Origin of the sequence: Barnesiella sp. An55 (assembly GCF_002161555.1) — a bacterium.
Lineage (GTDB): Bacteria > Bacteroidota > Bacteroidia > Bacteroidales > Barnesiellaceae > Barnesiella > Barnesiella merdipullorum.
The window spans coordinates 14,165-31,899 of the sequence record NZ_NFHZ01000002.1 but is presented as its reverse complement, the minus strand read 5'-3'; the positions used below and the strand labels follow the sequence as shown (position 1 = coordinate 31,899).

Here is a 17,735-nt window from a genome sequence, read left to right as displayed (position 1 = left end):
AATTGGCGGGGGAATAAACCAAAACGAGGCTGTGCATTTTGCACAACCTCGTTTTGCTGTGGTGCCAACGGGAATCGAACCAGTGACACAAGGATTTTCAGTCCTTTGCTCTACCAACTGAGCTATGGCACCCTCATTTTTGCGACTGCAAAGATAGGATTATTTTTTTGTATCCGCCTAATTTTTTACGGTAAAAATGAAAAAGAAAAGATATTTTGGTCGCGGAGAGAAGATTTTTAGACGTTTCGTTTTTGCTTTTGTCAAACTTTATGTATCTTTGTCCCCGCAAAACAAAGTGCGGGGTGTAGCACAGTTGGTTAGCGCGCCACGTTCGGGACGTGGAGGTCGGACGTTCGAGTCGTCTCACCCCGACAGACAATCGCAATAGCTTCGTCAGGAAGTTGTTGCGATTGGTCGTTTAAAGGGTTTCTTGCCATGGAGGGGGCTTGCGATAAATTGAATTAAATGGTTTTGATTTTTAAGGGATTTGAGTAACTTTATACCCGCATAGAGAGGAGGAATGTCATGAATAAACACATCATTACAGAAATATCACCCCTGTCGGAAAAGGATTGCCTGTTTATTGTAGAGCGGTATAAGACCGAGTTTACCTATCCGTTGCATAATCACAAGGAGTATGAGCTTAATTTTGTAGAGAACGGCGCCGGTGTGCGTCGTATTGTGGGCGATTCGGTCGAGGAGATTGGCGACTATGACCTGGTGTTGTTGTGTGGCGACAACCTGGAGCATGTGTGGGAGCAGGGTAATTGTCATTCCAAGCAGATACGGGAGATTACGATTCAGTTTTCGCCCGACCTGTTCTCCAATAACTTTATTGAGAAGAAACAGTTTACTTCGATTCGCAAGATGCTCGAGCGGGCGCAGAAGGGGTTGTCGTTCCCGTTGCATGCCGTGATGAAGGTCTATGCAAATCTCGATTCTTTGTTGAAGGGGGAACCGGGTTTTTATCAGTTTGTGAAATTCCTGACCATCTTGTATGAACTGTCGATTTGTGACGATGCCCGCACCTTGTCGAGCAGCTCTTTTGCACGTTCCAAGACGGCATCGGACAGTCGCCGTGTGCAGAAGGTCGAAGAGTATATCAACCAGCATTATACCGAGGAGATAAGGTTGGCGCAGTTGGCCGAACTTACCGATATGACGCCGGTCTCGTTCAGCCGTTTTTTCAAGTTGCGAACCGGGAAGAGCCTGTCGGACTATATCATCGATATCCGTTTGGGGCATGCTACCCGGCAATTGGTCGATTCGACCAAGACCGTGGCCGAAATCTGTTACGAATGTGGTTTTAACAATTTGTCGAACTTCAATCGCATCTTCAAAAAGAAAAAAGGGTGCTCGCCCAAAGAGTTCAGAGAGATCTATTACAAGAAAAAGATTTTTGTATAGTGCGTTGTTTTTTGATTTTTGGGGAGAAAATAGGCCGAATACTTGTGTGTGCCGATTTTTTGTAGTACTTTTGTGGGCTGATTCTGATATGGGCTCAAAAAGAGGTGCCTCGGTTGGCCCCGCCCGGCAGAGATAAACGTAAAAAACAAATATAAAATGTACGTTATTGTTGAGATTCAAGGACAACAATTCAAGGTAGAAAACGGAAAGAAGTTGTTTGTCCACTATTTGGGAGCAGAGCATGGCGCCGTTCTCGAATTTGACAGAGTATTGCTCGTTGACAAAGATGGAGCAGTAACCGTAGGCACTCCCACCGTAGAAGGTGCGAAGGTCGTATGTGAGGTTGTTTCGAACGACGGGTTCGGTAAGAAAGGCCTCGTAAAAGGTGAAAGAGTTCTTGTTTTCAAGAAGAAAAGAAGAAAAGGCTATCGTCGTTTGAACGGTCACCGTCAATATTTCACCGAAGTGTTAGTTAAAGAAATTGTTGCTTAACCCTATTAAACTTCTAAGAAAATGGCACATAAGAAAGGTGTTGGTAGTTCTAAGAACGGTCGTGAATCGGAAAGCAAACGATTGGGTATCAAAATTTTCGGTGGCCAGTATGCCAAAGCCGGAAATATCCTGGTACGTCAAAGAGGTACTGTTCATCACCCGGGTGAGAACGTAGGTATGGGTAAAGACCACACGTTGTTTGCCTTGGTAAACGGTACGGTAGTATTCCGCAAACGTCAAGAGAACCGTTCGTATGTATCGGTTGTACCTGCAGATAATAACTAAAAAGTTATAACCTTATTGATAGAAAGCGTGACGGCTCGCAAGAGCAGTCACGTTTTTTATTTTTGTGCGGCGGTAGTGGGTCGAGTAAGGGTTGGTGCTGTGAGAGGGGAGGCTGTTTGTCGCCTCGTTGTACCTGGTTTCTTGTTCTTTCTCCTGATTCTTATGGCAATGATGCTCATGGTATAAGCGATAGGGGTAAGGTTGGCTCTATAGAGGAGGTAACATCCAAATTTAAAGATAATGATTATATCGAGAAGGGCGGATCTTATAATAAATACATGAAATATAAATATTCTACTGTTCAGCCCAATCATGGCTATGCGGCCTTTTTTACGACAGAAGAGAATGAAGTCAAATATTTGCGCATTTTCATAGAAGGTTATACTCTTGATCATTCTGGAACTCTTGAGTCCATAACCATCCAGTATCAGCTGTATTGATTCTCCGATAATCTTCTGTCAAAATAAGAAAGGGCCTGTATCTGTGTGATACAGGCCCCTTTTTAATCTTTCACGTGTGTGCTTCTTATGCTTCGTGGATAGCGTCGTTAGGACAAACCTCGGCGCAAGTTCCGCAGCTCAAGCATTTTTCGGGATCGATTTTGTAGATATCGCCTTCCGAGATAGCTTCTACCGGGCACTCGCTAATGCAAGAACCGCAAGCAACACAGTTGTCATTAATTACGTAAGCCATTGTTCTTTAGTTTTTAGTTTGAAATAATTAGATCTAATTGCAGCACAAATGTAGTACTTTTATTGCGATTGCAAAAAAAATAGGGCGATAATTTCTGGCGCAAATAGCATTCTCGCCAAACAATATCCCCGCTGTTTTTGCGTTTGATAAATAGTTACCCGATGATGGAACGATGGTTACATAGAGGCTCTGTGGGACGGCAGATATTCCTGGGTCGGAAGTCTGTTGCGTGCTGGTGTGCGGGGGCGATTGCGCTCTTGTCGCTGGTGTGCGGTACGGCGTGGGCTCAGCCCCGCAAGGTGCAGAATTTGCCTTATGCCGACTACAAGATTTTACATTTGGGTTTCTCTATCGGCACCCATGTGCAGGACATGACGTTTGTCCACTCGGGGGTTGTGACCGAGGGGGGTGAGAGCTGGTACATGGATATACCCGATTTTTCACCGGGGTTTAATGTGAATCTTTTGGCCGACCTCTATCTGTGCCAATATCTCAACCTGCGGGTATCGCCGGGTATATTCTTTGGTAACAAGGTGGTGAAGTATCGTGAGTCGAACACGCAGGAGACTCGAACTCAGGACCTGAAGTCGAACTACATTGTGCTGCCTGTCGAGCTGAAGTTCAGTGCCCAGCGTTGCAACAATTATCGGCCTTATCTGATTGGCGGAGTAATGGGTACGGCCGATGTGTCGAAAAAGCGTAACGACTTGCTCAAGTTGAATACCTTTGACGGCTACCTCACCATTGGCATTGGGTGCGATTTCTATTTGCCTTATTTCAAGCTGATTCCCGAATTGAAATTCTGCTTTGGGCTTACCAATGTAATTAATCGCAATCGTAATGATTTGAAGGATCCTGCCGATATCAAATTTACCCAGTCGCTAAAGAGGGCTACCTCCAATATGGTGGTCTTGTCGTTCTACTTCGAATAATCGTCGATTGATTGATAGATAACCGAGAATAGTTCGGGCCGCGTGTTGAGCTCGGACAGGGCATTGTGCGTGCGCGAGGGATAGACCCGGTTGCAGAGGAAGATGTAGATGAGCTGTTGCTCGGGGTCTATCCAGAAGCAGGTGCCGGTAAATCCCAGGTGCCCTACGGTCGAGGCCGATGCCTCGAGGGCGGTGGGGCTCTTTTCGGGATCTTTCATGTCGGGCTTGTCAAATCCCAGTCCCCGGCGGCTGGTGGCACTCTTCTCGGTCATGAACCGGTGTACGGTTTCGGGCGAGAGAATCTGTTCGCCTCCATAGCTGCCGTTGTTGAGCCACATCTGACATAGTTTGGCCAGATCGTTGGCCGAGGAGAATAGCCCTGCATTGCCTTGTACGCCTCCAAAGAAAGCCGCTGTCTCGTCGTGGACATACCCCTGGAGCTGCTGCCGGCGGTAGAACTGGTCGTTCTCGGTGGGGGCTATCCGCTCGACGGGGAATCGGGTAGTGGGGCAATAGCCGGTCGTACTCATTCCCAGCGGGGCATAAATGTACCGTTGCAGATATTTGTCCATGGGTACTCCCGTGGCACTTTCGACAGTCTCTTTCAGAAGGATGAAGTTGAGGCAGCTGTACAGGTATCGTTTGGAGGGGCGTAGCTTGCTGCCGATGATACGGGCCATGAGCGTGTCGGGGAGGGCGGTTGCGCCATAGAGTCCCCGGGCTATCTCCATGGGAAATTGCGGCGACGGTTCGGTGGCTACCAGGTCGGCCCGTAGCCGGGCGTTGCGGTTGCCATAGGTGTGGACATCGACCGGTATCGAATAGGTGGCATTTTTTGTCCGTTTGAAGAGGGGCGGGGTGAAGCTGTTCGGGTCGATGAGCACTGCCGAGGCTTGCAGCGAGGGCTGCATGCCGGTTTCATGGAGAAGTGCCTGGCGCAGGGTGAGTCCCCGCTTGTCGCTGTGCCACAGTGGCGCAAAGTAGCGGCTCATGGGTCGATCCAGGGCGACAACGCCCTCGTCGCAGGCCTTCATGACAGCAGGCAGGGTGCCCGTGGCTTTCGATACTGAAGCCAGGTCGTAGAGGTCGGTCGTGGTGACGGGGTGGCTGTGGGTCTCGTAGTCGAAGTAGCCATAGGCCTTGTTCCAAACGACTTCGCCCCGACGGGCCACTACCAACTGACAACCGGGGAAAGCCTCATGCTCGATGCCTTCGGCGATAATCGAATCGACCTTCGCCAATACATGGCTGTCCATTCCTACCGCTTCGGGCAGGGTATAGCCCAGGCGGCATTTCTCGGTCTCTATCCCCTCGCCCAGTTCAAAGGCTCCTTCCAGTTTTACCGGCAGTTTGCCCCGAATGGCACAGCCGCCAAAGATGGCTTGTGCGGCATACTCTTGAGCCAGCGGGGTATTTTCGTAGGCCAGCAGCAGAGCCCGGTTGTGGGCCAGCTCGTGTTTGAGTCTGTTCATTTGGTAGGGCGATATGAAACAGACGGCAATAGCTTTGCCCGTTTGGCCGATACGGCCGATGCGGGCCCGGTATTGTGCCTTGTCACTATGGATGGCTACAATTACCCGGTCGTAGTGGCGCAGGGTGTCGAGCAGGAGTTCCAAATCGGTGCTGTCGTCGAACTGCCCCAGGGTTGCATAGCGTGCCGCCGTCGATTGGAAAACCGATTGGGCGGAGGCTCCCACCGATACGACGGCAATCTCTGTTCTGGCCAGATGCGTGATGGGGAGTGTGTGGTGGCGGTTATGCAGCAGGGTGAGCGCCTCGGCATTGAGCCGACGGTTCAGTGCCTCGTAGCGGGGTTCGTTCAGGTCGGCCATGAGCCCCTTCAATTCAATGGGCTTTTGCCGGGCCAGCCCCAGCGCGTATTTGTATCGCAGAACCTTTTTGCATTTTTCGTCGATGAGCCGTTGGGATATCTTTCCCTTGGCAACGGCTTCACAAATGCTCTTGAGCTGTTCCTTGGGGTTCAAGGGATTCAGCACGATGTCGTTACCGGCCATGAGGGCCATCAGAGCAGTGTTGCCAAAGGTCGATGCCCCTTTCATCTTGAGGGCGTCGGTGAAAATCAGCCCCTCGAATCCCAGTGAATTGCCCAGCAGGTTGAGGGTGATGGCCCGTGAGAGAGAGGCCGGGAGTCCCGAGTTGTCGAGTGCCGGGATATTCAGGTGTCCCACCATCATGCCCGATAGACCGCTGTCGATGTAGCGTTTGAAGGGAACCATCTCTACCTGTGTGAGCCGGTCGAGGCTGTGTGGCACAAGAGGCAGGGTCTTGTGCGAATCTTCCGAAGTGTCGCCGTGCCCCGGGAAGTGTTTGCCAACGGCCATCACCCCCTCGGTCTCGAGCCCGCGGGCATAGGCAATGGCTTTGGCCGAAACGTTGTCGAGCCCTTGCCCGAACGACCGCATGCCAATGACCGGGTTGCGGGGGTTGCTGTTGACGTCGAGTACCGGAGCAAAGTTGACCTGGATGCCCAGGCGACGGCATTGCCGGCCTACGGCCCGGCCGTATTCATAGATGAGCGAGTCGTTTTGAATGGCTCCCAGCATCATGTTCATGGGGAATCGGGGGGTATCGTTCAGGCGCATGGCCAGTCCCCACTCGCCATCGAGGGTGATGAGCAGGGGAACCCGAGCCAACGATTGGCAGTAGTTGGTGAGGGTGGCCTGGTCGGTGGCGGTACCGGCATCGAAGAGGAGGCCGCCGATTTTCAGTTTCTGCACGAGCCGTTGCAAGGACTGGCGGTTTTGCCGAGTATCGCTGTTGCGCACGGTAACCACAAACAGTTGGGCAATGCGCTCCTCGGGGGTGAGGGTGTTGAAAACCGAGTCGGCCCACTGTTCCATCTGTTGGCGGTCGGTCGTTTGCAGCAGATGGGGTTCGACTGCCCGGAGGGGCAGCATGGCGATGAGGCAGAAAATTGCCATGCAGAGAACTGTCTTTTTCATATCCCGTTATTAAGGCGTTGCAAAGGAGATGCGCTCTTCGTCCTGAGCCGAAATGGCCCGGTTGGCTTTCGTCTCCCGTTCGATATAATCAATTACGATATCGCGCAGAAAGGTCGCGCTGTCTTTTCGCTCGGTTGCCTTCAGGCAAGGCGTCAGGTGGTCGCCTCCGTTGGCCACATAGTCGATGGTGGCAATGGTGTAGATGCGGTTGTCGTCGATGGGGGTCCCGTCGATGGTGAGGTTGGCAGCTTTCCCGTCGGCAATGGTCATGCGCACGCCATGACTCACGGCTTCGCCCTTGCGTGAGGCGATAATGTCGAAGAGGTCGCGCAGGTCGCTCCCTTTCAGTTTAATGAGGCACAGCGTGTTGTCGAAGGGGAAGATGGAGTAGATTGTGCCAAGGGTAATCTCGCCCTGCATCATGGGGTTGCGTATGCCGCCGATGTTGGTGATGGCCAGGTCGATGGGTGTGTTGAACACGGTTGCAGCCTCGCTCTTGATCATGTCGGCCGAGAGGTTGGTGAGCAGGGAGCCGGGACGACGGGCCTCCATATACTGGCTCGAGGTGCCGATGACGATGCGCATGATGCTATCGACGCTTGTCTTGTATTTGGCTACGATAGCCTCCATTTGAGGCTCGGGTGTGCGACTCCAGTGGGCATCGACAGGAATGAGACGCGAGTTGATGTCGAACTCGGGGCGCGAAGCCGTGCAGGCCGAGCCGAAGAGCAGGGCTGCGGCCAGAAGATATAATGTGTGTGGAAATGTGGTTTTCATCATGTGTGTGCAGCTTGGTTATTTGTTTTTAGGATCAATAGTGATGCAGCCCAGGTAGGCTCCGCTCATGCCGGTTTGGGCAATGATGACATCGCGGCCCTGGCGGTTCTTCACGCGGTACTGTATGTCCGACTCGGGATTGGCGTCGATCTTCTCGGGGTTAATTGCAGTGTGCGAGTGGCCGCCGATGATAATGTCGATATCGGTGCTGGCCGCTGCTACCTGCGGGTCGGTAGTGCTCTGTTCGCTCTCGGGCGTGTATCCCAGGTGCGAGAGTACCACTACCAGGTCGGCCCCCTTTTCGCGAAGCAGTCGGGCCGTGCGGTTGGCCGCCTCGATGGGGTCGTGGAATACCACCCCCTGGCACGACTCGGCCGGGATGAGGTTCTCGGGGTTGACATTCAGAGCCAGGAATCCCACCTTGTAGCCGCCAATCTCGCGGATAACCCAGGGTTTCACCAGCCCGGCCAGCGGGGTGGCCGACAGGTCGTAGTTGGTCGAGATGAAGTCGGCCGTCGAGTTCTTGATCAGCTCGGCAAGTTTCTCCATGCCGGCGTCGAATTCGTGGTTGCCCAGGGTGCGCACGTCGTAGCCCATGGCATTCATAGCCTCAAACTCGGCATCGCCCTTGAACAGATTGAAGTAGGGAGTGCCCTGTATGGCATCGCCCGCATCGACCAGCAGCACGTTGGGTTCGGCATGGCGCACACTGTCGATGATAGCCATGCGCCGCACGACGCCGCCCAGGTCGCCATAGCTCTTGTGCGAGGGGTCGAACGGTTCCATCTGGCTATGGGTGTCGTTGGTGTGGAGAATGACGATGCGCCCGCTCTGAGCCCATCCTCCCAGGGCGATAGAGAGGCATATGGTCGTGATTCCGATAATTTTCTTTACCATAAATTGCAGGATAAATTGGTGAATTACTTGATTTCTGTTGGACGAAATTACAAATTTCGGAAGGATATATCAAACGGCTGTGACAGAAATTTGTTATCGGTAACCGAGATAATTCTCGGTCAGAGCCTGTTGATGCATAAAAAAAACGGGTACCTCTTGGCTATGTAGCAAAAAAGTTGTTACTTTGCACCGCTTTTCGTAATCTCTGGCAGGAAAAGTGGCCTGTTATATTACGTTTCATTATAAACATTTTAAATAGCTATTGAAAATGGATTTAGTTAAGATTGCAGAAGAAGCATTCGCGTGCGGTAAAGAGCACCCCGATTTCCGCAGTGGTGACACGATTACCGTATCGTACCGTATCAAAGAGGGTAACAAGGAGCGTATCCAGCAATTCCGCGGAGACGTTATCCGCATCTCGGGTCACGGTAACAAAAAGCGTTTTACGGTTCGCAAGATGTCGGGCAACGTAGGTGTAGAGAGAATCTTCCCCATCGAGTCGCCGTTCATCGAAGAGATCGTAATCAACCGTCGTGGTAAAGTGCGTCGCGCCAAACTGTACTATCTGCGTGCACTCACCGGTAAGAAAGCCCGTATCAAAGAGAAGAGAGTCTAATCTCTTTACCGAGGCATATAAAAACCGCACCGAGCAGTCGGTGCGGTTTTTATGTTTTAAGACGTAGCATATCAGACCCCTCTTAAATGAATATTAGGATTCCCTTAACGAATTGAAATAAATTTTGCGATGCCCGTGGTTTGCACTATCTTTGCATGGTCTATGCGCAAGTCGCTCTGTTTGGGCCGGGTTGGCGGAATACCGGAACCCGGTAGGGCGCAGGACAATTTGACAGAGAGGGCCCCGTCGTGGCGGCCCGAGTTGTAGGCGCGAGCCGGCAGCACCGACTTCGGCACTGTTTTTGCCGAGGAGAGAATAGAAGATAAATAACTCTAAATAATAGAAGAGATGAGCAAAAAAGCACTTTTGATGATTCTCGATGGCTGGGGCATCGGCAATCATTCTCACGCAGATGTAATCTACAATACCCCTACTCCTTATTGGGACTATCTGTTGAAAACCTATCCTCACTCGCAACTGCAAGCCAGTGGCGAGAATGTGGGTTTGCCCGACGGTCAGATGGGTAACTCGGAGGTAGGTCACCTCAATATCGGTGCCGGCCGCATCGTTTACCAGGATTTGGTAAAGATCAACAAGGCTTGTGCAGACAACTCTATCATGCAGAACAAAGAGATCGTTTCGGCCTTCTCGTATGCCCGTGACAACGGCAAGAACATGCACTTCATGGGCTTGACCTCGAACGGCGGTGTACACAGTTCGCTCGATCACCTGTTCAAATTGTGCGACATTGCCAAAGAGTATGGCTTGGAGAACACCTTCATTCACTGCTTCATGGATGGTCGTGATACCGACCCTCATAGCGGCAAGGGTTTCATCCAGGAACTGGAGGCCCACTGCGCAACTTCGGCCGGTAAGGTGGCCTCAATCATTGGCCGTTACTATGCCATGGACCGTGACAAACGTTGGGAGCGCATCAAGGAGGCTTATGACCTGTTGGTAAACGGTATCGGCCGCCAGTCGGACAATATGGTACAGGCCATGCAGGAGTCGTATGATGCCGATGTAACCGATGAGTTTATCAAACCTATCGTCAACACGACCTGCGACGGTCGCATCAAAGAGGGCGATGTGGTTATCTTCTTCAACTACCGTAACGACCGGGCCAAAGAGCTCACTATCGTGCTCACGCAGCAGGATATGCCTGAAGCCGGCATGCACACCATCCCCGGGTTGCAGTACTACTGCATGACTCCCTACGATGCTTCGTTCAAGGGTGTACACATCCTCTTTGACAAAGAGAACGTGCACAACACGCTGGGCGAATATCTGTCGAAACAGCATAAGAGCCAGTTGCACATTGCCGAGACCGAGAAGTATGCCCACGTAACCTTCTTCTTCAACGGCGGTCGCGAGGCTCCGTTCGAAGGTGAGGATCGTATTCTGGTGCCCTCGCCCAAGGTAGCCACCTATGATCTGAAGCCCGAGATGAGCGCCTATGAGGTGAAAGACAAACTGGTAGCTGCCCTCAACGAAAATAAATACGACTTTATCGTAGTGAACTATGCCAACGGCGATATGGTGGGTCACACCGGTGTTTACTCGGCTATCGAGAAAGCCGTGATTGCCATCGACGCTTGCGTGCGCGATACGGTCGAGGCTGCCAAGGCCAACGGCTACGAGGTAATCATCATTGCCGACCACGGTAATGCCGACAATGCCGAGAACCCCGACGGTACGCCCAACACGGCCCACTCGCTCAACCCCGTGCCGTTTGTCTATGTGACCGAGAACAAAGAGGCCCGTGTCGAAAACGGTATCCTGGCCGATGTGGCTCCTTCGATCTGCCACATCATGGGCTTGCCCCAGCCTGCCGAAATGACGGGTCATGACCTGTTGAAATAAACTGTAATCTTTTTGATTGGAATATGCCGGAGCGTATGTCATGTGCGCCCCGGCTTTTCTGCCTTGTAATAACCGATGAAATCAACCGTAACCGAGGAAATTATGTTGCAAGTAGGCCGTGCTCTGGTGAGCCTCGACGTCGTAGAACGTTTCTTTATCTGTAACCTTGAGAAGTGCTTGGGCGCCTGTTGTGTCGAGGGTGATGCCGGTGCCCCCATTACCGAAGAGGAGCGTCGCAAACTCAAGGAAATACTCGACGTCGTGTGGGACGATTTGTTGCCCGAGGCCCGGCGGGTCATCGAGCAGCAGGGGGTAGCCTATGTCGATGAGGAGGGCGATCTGGTAACCTCGATTGTCAACGGCAAGGATTGCGTGTTTACCTGCTACGACAAGAACGGGATGTGCCAGTGTGCCATCGAGAAGGCCTATCGGGCCGGGAAGATTGACTTCTACAAACCCATTTCGTGTCACCTCTATCCCATACGGTTGAAAGAGTATCCCGACTTCTCGGCCGTGAATTATCACCGCTGGAAAATCTGCAAGGCCGGCGAGGTGCTGGGTCGTCGCGAGCAGGTGCGGGTTTATGAATTTTTGAAGGAACCCTTGATACGCCGGTTTGGCGAAGCGTGGTACAACGAGCTTTGCGAGGCGGCCGAGGCCTATCTGCAACAGTATGGCGAATAATGCGGTAAAATACAGTAACAAACAGATTTGGCACATAGCCTATCCCATACTCATCAGCCTGGTGATGGAGCAGCTTATCGGCATGACCGATACAGCGTTCATGGGCCGGGTAGGCGAGGTGGAGTTGGGTGCGTCGGCCATTGCGGGGGTCTATTACATGACCTTCTTCATGATAGCCTTCGGCTTCAGTCTGGGGGCTCAGATTATCATGGGCCGTCGCAACGGTGAGGGGAATTACAGCCGCATAGGTCCCATCTTCTACAAAGGTACACTGTTTCTGCTAGGCGTGGCGCTGGTGCTGTTTGTCTGCTCCTATTTCGTTTCGCCCATTCTGCTGGCCCGGGTCATCGAGTCGCCCCATGTCTATGAGGCAGCCATGAGTTATATTCACTGGCGGGTCTATGGCTTTTTCTTTGCCTTTGTTGCCGTGATGTTCAGGGCCTTCTTCGTGGGAACGACACAAACCAAGACCCTCACGCTCAACTCGGTGGTGATGGTGCTGTCGAATGTGGTATTCAACTATATCCTCGTGTTTGGTAAACTGGGATTCCCGGCCATGGGCATTGCGGGAGCCGCTATCGGGTCGTCGCTGGCCGAGCTGGTCTCGCTTATCTTCTTTATCGTCTATACCCGATTGCGGGTCGATATAGGCAAGTATGGGCTCAACAGTTTCGGGTTGCATCGGGGCGACTCCCTCGGGCATATCCTGAATACCTCGGTGTGGACAATGATTCAGAATTTCGTGTCGATGTCCACCTGGTTCCTCTTCTTCATCGCGGTCGAGCATTTGGGTGAACGTTCGCTGGCCATTACCAACATCATCCGCAACGTATCGGCGCTGCCCTTTATGATTGTCATCACCTTTGCCTCGACATGCAGTACCCTTGTGAGCAACCTGATTGGGGCGGGCGATGCCCGCTATGTGCGGGGCACACTGGGGCAATGCATCCGCATGGCCTATCTCATGGAGCTGCCGCTTATTCTCTTTTTCGTCTTCTTTCCCACCCTCATCCTGCGCATCTATACCGATATGCCCGATCTCGTATCGGCTTCGATACCTTCGCTTTTTGTCCTTTGTTCGGCCTATATCCTCATTGTGCCGGGCAACGTCTATTTCCAGGCCGTATCGGGCACAGGCAATACCCGCATGGCCTTCTTTCTGGAGTTGATTACCTTGCTCATCTACATCGTCTATGTGGTGGTGATGATATTCTACCTGCGGGTCGATGTCGCTGTTTGCTGGACTACCGAGCACGTCTATGCGTTGGGGATACTACTGTTCTCTGCTGCTTATATAAAACGAGGCAAATGGCTCGACAAAAAGATATGAAATAGAGCCGTATGCCTGTTTGAGGGTATGATTCTTGCATAAACTTGCATTTATCGTAGAAATAAAAGAGAGACGGATTGTTGCAAGTTTAGATAAATTCGTTATCTTTGTTGCAAAGATGTAATGTCTGAGGGACTTATTTTATATCGCTTAATATTAGGAGGTTTTATGGTAAAAAGAGTGTTGATAGTGTGTGCTTTTGTCGGTTTTTGTGCTTTGTTAAAGGCACAAGATGCTTCGGTTGCGCCATATCAGTTGCCCGATATACCCGATAGTTTGACGACCCCCGATGTCAGAAGCGAGTATCTTATAACCCATTATTGGGATAATTTTGAAGTAGAGAACCGGGCCTATCTGGATGCTCCTCTGGTAGTCGAGCAGGCCTTTGTCGATTTCATGTCGATTATGCGTCTCACTTCGCGCGATTGCACCATGAACTCGATTGACCGTTTGCTCGAGCGCGCCTCGAGCGATGGCGACATTTTGTTGATGTATGCCGATATTGCCGACAAATATTTGTATAGCGGGCAGGGGCCTTTTGTGAGTGAGGAGGCTTATCTGCCATTTGTCAACGCGGTTATCGAGTCGAAAAAGGTCGATAAGCTGCGCAAGTTGCGTTATGAGTACCAGTATGATGTACTCACGAAAAACCAGTTGGGCATGAAGATGACCGACTTTGAATACAAGTTGCCGGGTGAGAAAAAGATGTATCGCCTCAAGAAACTGAAATCGCCTTTCATATTGGTCTATATCAATGATCCCGACTGTGACGATTGTTCGTTGACCACCTTGCGATTGAGCGTGTCGCAGGCCTTGTTGAAAGAGATACGGGAAGGGCGACTCACCATACTCTCGGTCTATCCCGACGGTGAGACCGAGGAGTGGCTGGCTGGAGTGGGGGAATATCCCAAGGAGTGGATAGTGGCCTCGATGGAGAATGGCGATCGTTATTTCGATTTACGAATCATGCCGGCCATGTATTTGCTGGATAAGGATAAAAAGATAATCCTGCGCAATACCTCGCTCGAAGAGGTAGAGCAGACTTTAAGTAAGGAAGAAAATAGTACGAAATAGACTTTGTGGCTTTGATTCTATTTTAAGGACGATGAGAATCGTTATTTTGAGATCCCCTCTGTGCGTGAGCATAGTTTTTTTGACCCAATAACACCTGAAAAGGAAGAATCGGCCACAAAGTCTTTTTTTATGCCCCTCGGTTTTGTCGCATATTTCTGGCATCGCGAGTCCAATGGTACGATATTTTTGTTATTTTTGTTTCTCATAAAACAAGTGAGCCGTGGAAAATCGTATCAAGTTAAAGGTATTGGGCTTGACGTATAGTCAAGTGAAAAAGGGCGCGTATGCCCTGGTGCTGGCCGAAGAGGATGGCCCCCGTCGCATACCCGTAGTGATCGGGGTGGCCGAGGCGCAGTCGATAGCCATATCGCTCGAGGGGATTATCCCGCCGCGGCCCATCACCCACGATCTGTTTGTCAGTTTCGCTCACGGTTTCGGGATACGATTGAAAGAGGTCTGTATCTATAAATTTGAGAATGGCGTTTTCTCGTCGGAGATGATTTTTGACGACGGCACTCGCGAGATACGGCTCGATGCCCGCACCTCCGATGCCATAGCCATAGCTCTGCGTACACGCTCCGATATCTTTGTCATGCCAGAGATTATCGAGGAGGCCGGGTTTATTTACGAGGGCGACGACGACCGGGAGAGTGTGCGGGGCAAGAAAGAGCCTGCTGCGGCAGATCGCAGTCTGTCGAACTGTTCGCGCAAGGAGCTGAAGGACCGGCTCGAAAAGGCGATTGCCTCGGAGGCCTACGAAGAGGCCGCCCGCATACAGGAAGAACTCAATAAAAGGGATAATCATTTGTAAAAGCAGCGATATTTTGGTAGCTTTGCCTGCTCTCGTCTAAAACCATGAGACGATAGGAAACGAATCGTAAAACAAACACAACAATATGAAGAATATCAAGCAGCGACTTATCGTAATGAATTTTCTCCAATTCTTTATTTGGGGAGCCTGGCTCTGCACGTTGGGCCTTTATATGACTACACCCGTCGAAAAGGGGGGCCTTGCCTTTAACAGTGAACTCGTGGGTAGTGTGTTTGCCCTCTCGGGTATTGCTTCGCTCATCATGCCGGCACTCATTGGTATCGTCTCCGACAAATGGATCAATGCCGAGCGGTTGATGGGAGGCCTGCATTTCGTAGGAGCCATCGCACTCTTCAGTGCGGCATTCATTTCGGACTACGATCTTTTCAAGATAGCCATGCTGGTAAATATGCTGGCCTATATGCCCACCCTTTCACTCTCCTATACGGTAGCCTACAACGCCATCGACAAGGCTGGACTGGACCGTGTGAAAGACTATCCGCCGGTGAGGGTATGGGGTACGGTAGGATTTATCGTTGCCATGTGGATCGACAACTTTACGGGATTCAGCGCCAACCACGGGCAACTCATCATGGCCGGTTGTGCATCGGTAGTGATGGGCTTTTACTGTTTCACGCTGCCTGCTTGTCCGCCAGCCAAGATGATGAAGAACAGCGGTCTCATGTCGATGTTGGGGCTCGATGCTCTGGTTCTCTTCAAGAACTACCGCACGGCTGTATTCCTGCTCTTCTCGTTCCTGTTGGGTGCGGCTCTGCAAGTGACCAACATGTATGGGGTGCCTTTCCTCGACAGCTTCGAAACCACCTCGCCCGACTCTTGGGCCGTGAAATATGCGGTTATTCTGTCGTCGCTTTCGCAGGTATCCGAGACCCTCTTTATCCTGGCCATTCCCTTCTTTATGAGCCGTTACGGCATTAAACGGGTTATGATTATCAGTTTCACCGCCTGGGTATTGCGGTTTGGCTTCTTTGCCGTTGGCGGCCCCGAAGGATTCTCGGTGGTATTCCTCATTCTCTCGATGATAGTCTATGGTATGGCCTTCGACTTCTTCAACGTGTCGGGCTCGCTGTTTATCGCCGATGAGGCTCCGTCTGCCATCAAGGCCAGTGCCCAGGGTATCTTCATGATGATGACCAACGGATTGGGCTCGATTGTGGGTGGTTATGGCGCCGGATGGGTAATCAAGGCTCATACCACGGCCGGAGAAACCGACTGGACGACCTGCTGGACTATCTTTGCCGCCTATGCCCTTGTTATCGGAGTCTTGTTTGCCTTGACATTCCATTACAAACATCAACGTACTACAACGGCTCACGCCTAATTGTCACCAAGAAACCATGCAGGAGTTTTATGCCCCCGATATAGAGACGGTTCACGAGTTGCCCGAGACCGAAAGCCAACACTGCGTGAAGGTGTTGCGCATGAAGGAGGGCGACGAGATAGGTATTATCGACGGGCAGGGTAACCGCTATCGGGCCGAGATTGTGCTGGCGCATCCGAAACGTTGCGGTGTGAAGCTGCTCGAGCGGGAGGCTGTACCCAACCCGTGGAGGGCTCAGGTGCATGTGGCCATTGCTCCCACCAAGAATCTCGACCGCATCGAGTGGTTTGCCGAGAAGGTGACCGAGATAGGCATCGACTCCATTACGTTGTTGCGTTGCCGTTTCTCGGAACGGAAGGAGTTGAAGACCGAGCGATTGAACAAGATTCTGGTTTCGGCCATGAAGCAGTCGCTCAAAGCGGTACTGCCAACTCTCTCCGAGATGACCCCCTTTGCCGAGTTTGTGACCCGTCCCTTCGACGGCCAGAAGTTCATTGCCCACTGTTACAAAGAGGGTGACCGCAAGGAGTTGACCGAACTTTACCGTCCTGGCGAGAACGCCTTGGTGCTCATTGGTCCCGAGGGCGACTTCAGCCCCGAAGAGGTGGAGCAGGCGATTGCCTGCGGATTCCGTCCCGTGATGCTGGGACCGAGCCGCCTGCGCACCGAGACGGCTGGTGTGGTGGCCTGCCACACGATTCAGATTATGAACCAATTAAACCCGAAATTATGAAAATCGAGAAACTGAAACATACCGATAGCGGTAATTTCTTTTTGCTGGCCGGCCCTTGTGTAATCGAGGGTGAGGCTATGGCTATGGATATTGCCGAGAAGATTGTACAGATAACCGACGCGTTGCAGATACCCTATGTGTTCAAGGGTTCTTACCGCAAGGCCAACCGCTCGCGCCTCGACTCCTTTACCGGCATTGGCGACGAGAAGGCCCTGAAGATACTGCGTCGGGTGGGTGAGACCTACCAGATTCCCGTGGTAACCGATATCCACACGGCCGAGGAGGCTCGCATGGCAGCCCAATATGTCGATGTGTTGCAGATTCCCGCTTTCCTCTGTCGCCAGACCGACCTGCTGGTGGCCGCTGCCCAAACGGGGCGCGTGGTGAATATCAAGAAGGGGCAGTTCCTCTCGCCCGAGGCGATGAAGTTTGCCGCTCAAAAGGTGGTCGATGCCGGCAATGACCGGGTGATGATTACCGAGCGGGGAACGACCTTTGGCTACCAGGACCTGGTGGTCGATTACCGGGGTATCCCGGTGATGCAGAAGTTCGGATTTCCCGTGGTCCTCGATGCTACGCACTCGTTGCAGAAACCCAATCAAGACTCGGGGGTGACTGGCGGTATGCCCGAACTCATCGAGACGATAGCTCGTGCCGGGGTGGCTGTGGGGGTCGATGGCCTCTTCATGGAGACACATCCCAATCCCCGTGAAGCCAAGTCGGACGGGGCCAACATGCTGCCTCTCTCGCTACTCGAGGGGTTGCTCACCCGACTGGTACAAATCAGGCAGACGGTTGTCGCCTTTGACAAGAAATAGCCTGCCCACAGGGGCCCT

General features: G+C 51.9%; 17 protein-coding genes and 2 tRNA genes. 14 read left to right on the top strand and 5 right to left on the bottom strand.

Translation table 11 applies throughout. The features are described 5' to 3' along the window. Positions 1-59: 59 nt before the first annotated feature. Positions 60-132 (bottom strand) — tRNA-Phe (locus B5G10_RS01325). A 166-nt stretch (positions 133-298) separates the two neighbouring features. Here B5G10_RS01325 and B5G10_RS01320 point away from each other — a divergent pair. From B5G10_RS01320 to rpmA, 4 genes are all read left to right on the top strand, one after another. Beyond that, a tRNA-Pro gene (locus B5G10_RS01320) sits at positions 299-372 on the top strand. A 153-nt stretch (positions 373-525) separates the two neighbouring features. Next, positions 526-1,407 (top strand): AraC family transcriptional regulator, encoded by an 882-nt coding sequence (locus tag B5G10_RS01315; protein WP_087422974.1) that lies wholly within the window; start codon positions 526-528, stop codon positions 1,405-1,407. A gap of 156 nt (positions 1,408-1,563) precedes the next feature. Then, positions 1,564-1,899, top strand: coding sequence for a 50S ribosomal protein L21 (rplU, locus tag B5G10_RS01310; protein WP_087422973.1), 336 nt, complete (start codon positions 1,564-1,566; stop codon positions 1,897-1,899). A 21-nt stretch (positions 1,900-1,920) separates the two neighbouring features. Continuing rightward, positions 1,921-2,184 carry a 50S ribosomal protein L27 gene (gene rpmA, locus B5G10_RS01305; protein WP_025278985.1) on the top strand — a complete coding sequence of 88 codons (264 nt, stop codon included), beginning with the start codon at positions 1,921-1,923 and terminating at the stop codon, positions 2,182-2,184. Positions 2,185-2,709: 525 nt separating this feature from the next. On the opposite strand, the gene B5G10_RS01295 is transcribed toward rpmA, so the two are convergent. After that, positions 2,710-2,877, bottom strand: a complete 168-nt coding sequence (locus B5G10_RS01295) for a 4Fe-4S binding protein (RefSeq protein ID WP_087408926.1) — start codon at positions 2,875-2,877, stop codon at positions 2,710-2,712. 161 nt (positions 2,878-3,038) lie between these two features. On the opposite strand from B5G10_RS01295, the gene B5G10_RS01290 reads away from it, so the two are divergent. Further along, positions 3,039-3,809 (top strand): porin family protein, encoded by a 771-nt coding sequence (locus B5G10_RS01290; protein WP_241147696.1) that lies wholly within the window; start codon positions 3,039-3,041, stop codon positions 3,807-3,809. Here the strand turns inward: B5G10_RS01290 and B5G10_RS01285 are convergent. From B5G10_RS01285 to B5G10_RS01275, 3 genes are read right to left on the bottom strand one after another with little or no spacing between them, the layout of a single operon-like run. Then, positions 3,797-6,772 carry a glycoside hydrolase family 3 N-terminal domain-containing protein gene (locus B5G10_RS01285; RefSeq protein WP_087422970.1) on the bottom strand — a complete coding sequence of 992 codons (2,976 nt, stop codon included), beginning with the start codon at positions 6,770-6,772 and terminating at the stop codon, positions 3,797-3,799. The two genes, B5G10_RS01290 and B5G10_RS01285, sit on opposite strands and share 13 nt — an antisense overlap. 9 nt (positions 6,773-6,781) lie before the next feature. Then, positions 6,782-7,552: a 5'-nucleotidase C-terminal domain-containing protein gene (locus tag B5G10_RS01280; protein WP_087422969.1), complete on the bottom strand. Its 771-nt coding sequence runs from the start codon at positions 7,550-7,552 to the stop codon at positions 6,782-6,784. Positions 7,553-7,567: 15 nt separating this feature from the next. After that, positions 7,568-8,446 (bottom strand): metallophosphoesterase, encoded by an 879-nt coding sequence (locus B5G10_RS01275; RefSeq protein ID WP_087422968.1) that lies wholly within the window; start codon positions 8,444-8,446, stop codon positions 7,568-7,570. A gap of 268 nt (positions 8,447-8,714) precedes the next feature. On the opposite strand from B5G10_RS01275, the gene rplS reads away from it, so the two are divergent. From rplS to kdsA, 9 genes are all read left to right on the top strand, one after another. Further along, a complete protein-coding gene (gene rplS, locus B5G10_RS01270; RefSeq protein ID WP_025278994.1) occupies positions 8,715-9,062 on the top strand; it encodes a 50S ribosomal protein L19 in 348 nt (115 codons plus the stop codon). A gap of 348 nt (positions 9,063-9,410) precedes the next feature. Beyond that, on the top strand, positions 9,411-10,925 hold the full coding sequence (gene gpmI, locus B5G10_RS01260; RefSeq protein WP_087422966.1) for a 2,3-bisphosphoglycerate-independent phosphoglycerate mutase: 1,515 nt from the start codon (positions 9,411-9,413) through the stop codon (positions 10,923-10,925). Positions 10,926-11,027: 102 nt separating this feature from the next. Next, positions 11,028-11,609, top strand: a complete 582-nt coding sequence (locus tag B5G10_RS01255) for a DUF3109 family protein (protein ID WP_087423157.1) — start codon at positions 11,028-11,030, stop codon at positions 11,607-11,609. Next, positions 11,599-12,939, top strand: a complete 1,341-nt coding sequence (locus B5G10_RS01250; RefSeq protein WP_087422965.1) for an MATE family efflux transporter — start codon at positions 11,599-11,601, stop codon at positions 12,937-12,939. The genes B5G10_RS01255 and B5G10_RS01250 overlap by 11 nt, the downstream gene beginning before the upstream one ends. A gap of 180 nt (positions 12,940-13,119) precedes the next feature. Next, positions 13,120-14,013: a DUF5106 domain-containing protein gene (locus B5G10_RS01245; RefSeq protein ID WP_158098755.1), complete on the top strand. Its 894-nt coding sequence runs from the start codon at positions 13,120-13,122 to the stop codon at positions 14,011-14,013. 220 nt (positions 14,014-14,233) lie between these two features. Continuing rightward, positions 14,234-14,824, top strand: a complete 591-nt coding sequence (locus B5G10_RS01240) for a bifunctional nuclease family protein (RefSeq protein ID WP_087422963.1) — start codon at positions 14,234-14,236, stop codon at positions 14,822-14,824. An 85-nt stretch (positions 14,825-14,909) separates the two neighbouring features. After that, positions 14,910-16,166, top strand: a complete 1,257-nt coding sequence (locus tag B5G10_RS01235) for a nucleoside permease (protein WP_087422962.1) — start codon at positions 14,910-14,912, stop codon at positions 16,164-16,166. A 16-nt stretch (positions 16,167-16,182) separates the two neighbouring features. Next, a complete protein-coding gene (locus tag B5G10_RS01230) occupies positions 16,183-16,899 on the top strand; it encodes a 16S rRNA (uracil(1498)-N(3))-methyltransferase (RefSeq protein WP_087422961.1) in 717 nt (238 codons plus the stop codon). Between the two features lie 2 nt (positions 16,900-16,901). Beyond that, positions 16,902-17,717, top strand: coding sequence for a 3-deoxy-8-phosphooctulonate synthase (gene kdsA, locus B5G10_RS01225; protein ID WP_087423156.1), 816 nt, complete (start codon positions 16,902-16,904; stop codon positions 17,715-17,717). Positions 17,718-17,735: the final 18 nt, after the last annotated feature.

What these genes read in the sequence shown, in the direction of transcription:
- B5G10_RS01315 (WP_087422974.1), top strand. Translation starts at nt 526, where the DNA reads ATGAATAAACACATCATTACAGAAATATCACCCCTGTCGGAAAAGGAT.
- rplU (WP_087422973.1), top strand. Translation starts at nt 1,564, where the DNA reads ATGTACGTTATTGTTGAGATTCAAGGACAACAATTCAAGGTAGAAAAC.
- rpmA (WP_025278985.1), top strand. Translation starts at nt 1,921, where the DNA reads ATGGCACATAAGAAAGGTGTTGGTAGTTCTAAGAACGGTCGTGAATCG.
- B5G10_RS01295 (WP_087408926.1), bottom strand. Translation starts at nt 2,877, where the DNA reads ATGGCTTACGTAATTAATGACAACTGTGTTGCTTGCGGTTCTTGCATT.
- B5G10_RS01290 (WP_241147696.1), top strand. Translation starts at nt 3,039, where the DNA reads ATGATGGAACGATGGTTACATAGAGGCTCTGTGGGACGGCAGATATTC.
- B5G10_RS01285 (WP_087422970.1), bottom strand. Translation starts at nt 6,772, where the DNA reads ATGAAAAAGACAGTTCTCTGCATGGCAATTTTCTGCCTCATCGCCATG.
- B5G10_RS01280 (WP_087422969.1), bottom strand. Translation starts at nt 7,552, where the DNA reads ATGATGAAAACCACATTTCCACACACATTATATCTTCTGGCCGCAGCC.
- B5G10_RS01275 (WP_087422968.1), bottom strand. Translation starts at nt 8,446, where the DNA reads ATGGTAAAGAAAATTATCGGAATCACGACCATATGCCTCTCTATCGCC.
- rplS (WP_025278994.1), top strand. Translation starts at nt 8,715, where the DNA reads ATGGATTTAGTTAAGATTGCAGAAGAAGCATTCGCGTGCGGTAAAGAG.
- gpmI (WP_087422966.1), top strand. Translation starts at nt 9,411, where the DNA reads ATGAGCAAAAAAGCACTTTTGATGATTCTCGATGGCTGGGGCATCGGC.
- B5G10_RS01255 (WP_087423157.1), top strand. Translation starts at nt 11,028, where the DNA reads ATGTTGCAAGTAGGCCGTGCTCTGGTGAGCCTCGACGTCGTAGAACGT.
- B5G10_RS01250 (WP_087422965.1), top strand. Translation starts at nt 11,599, where the DNA reads ATGGCGAATAATGCGGTAAAATACAGTAACAAACAGATTTGGCACATA.
- B5G10_RS01235 (WP_087422962.1), top strand. Translation starts at nt 14,910, where the DNA reads ATGAAGAATATCAAGCAGCGACTTATCGTAATGAATTTTCTCCAATTC.
- B5G10_RS01230 (WP_087422961.1), top strand. Translation starts at nt 16,183, where the DNA reads ATGCAGGAGTTTTATGCCCCCGATATAGAGACGGTTCACGAGTTGCCC.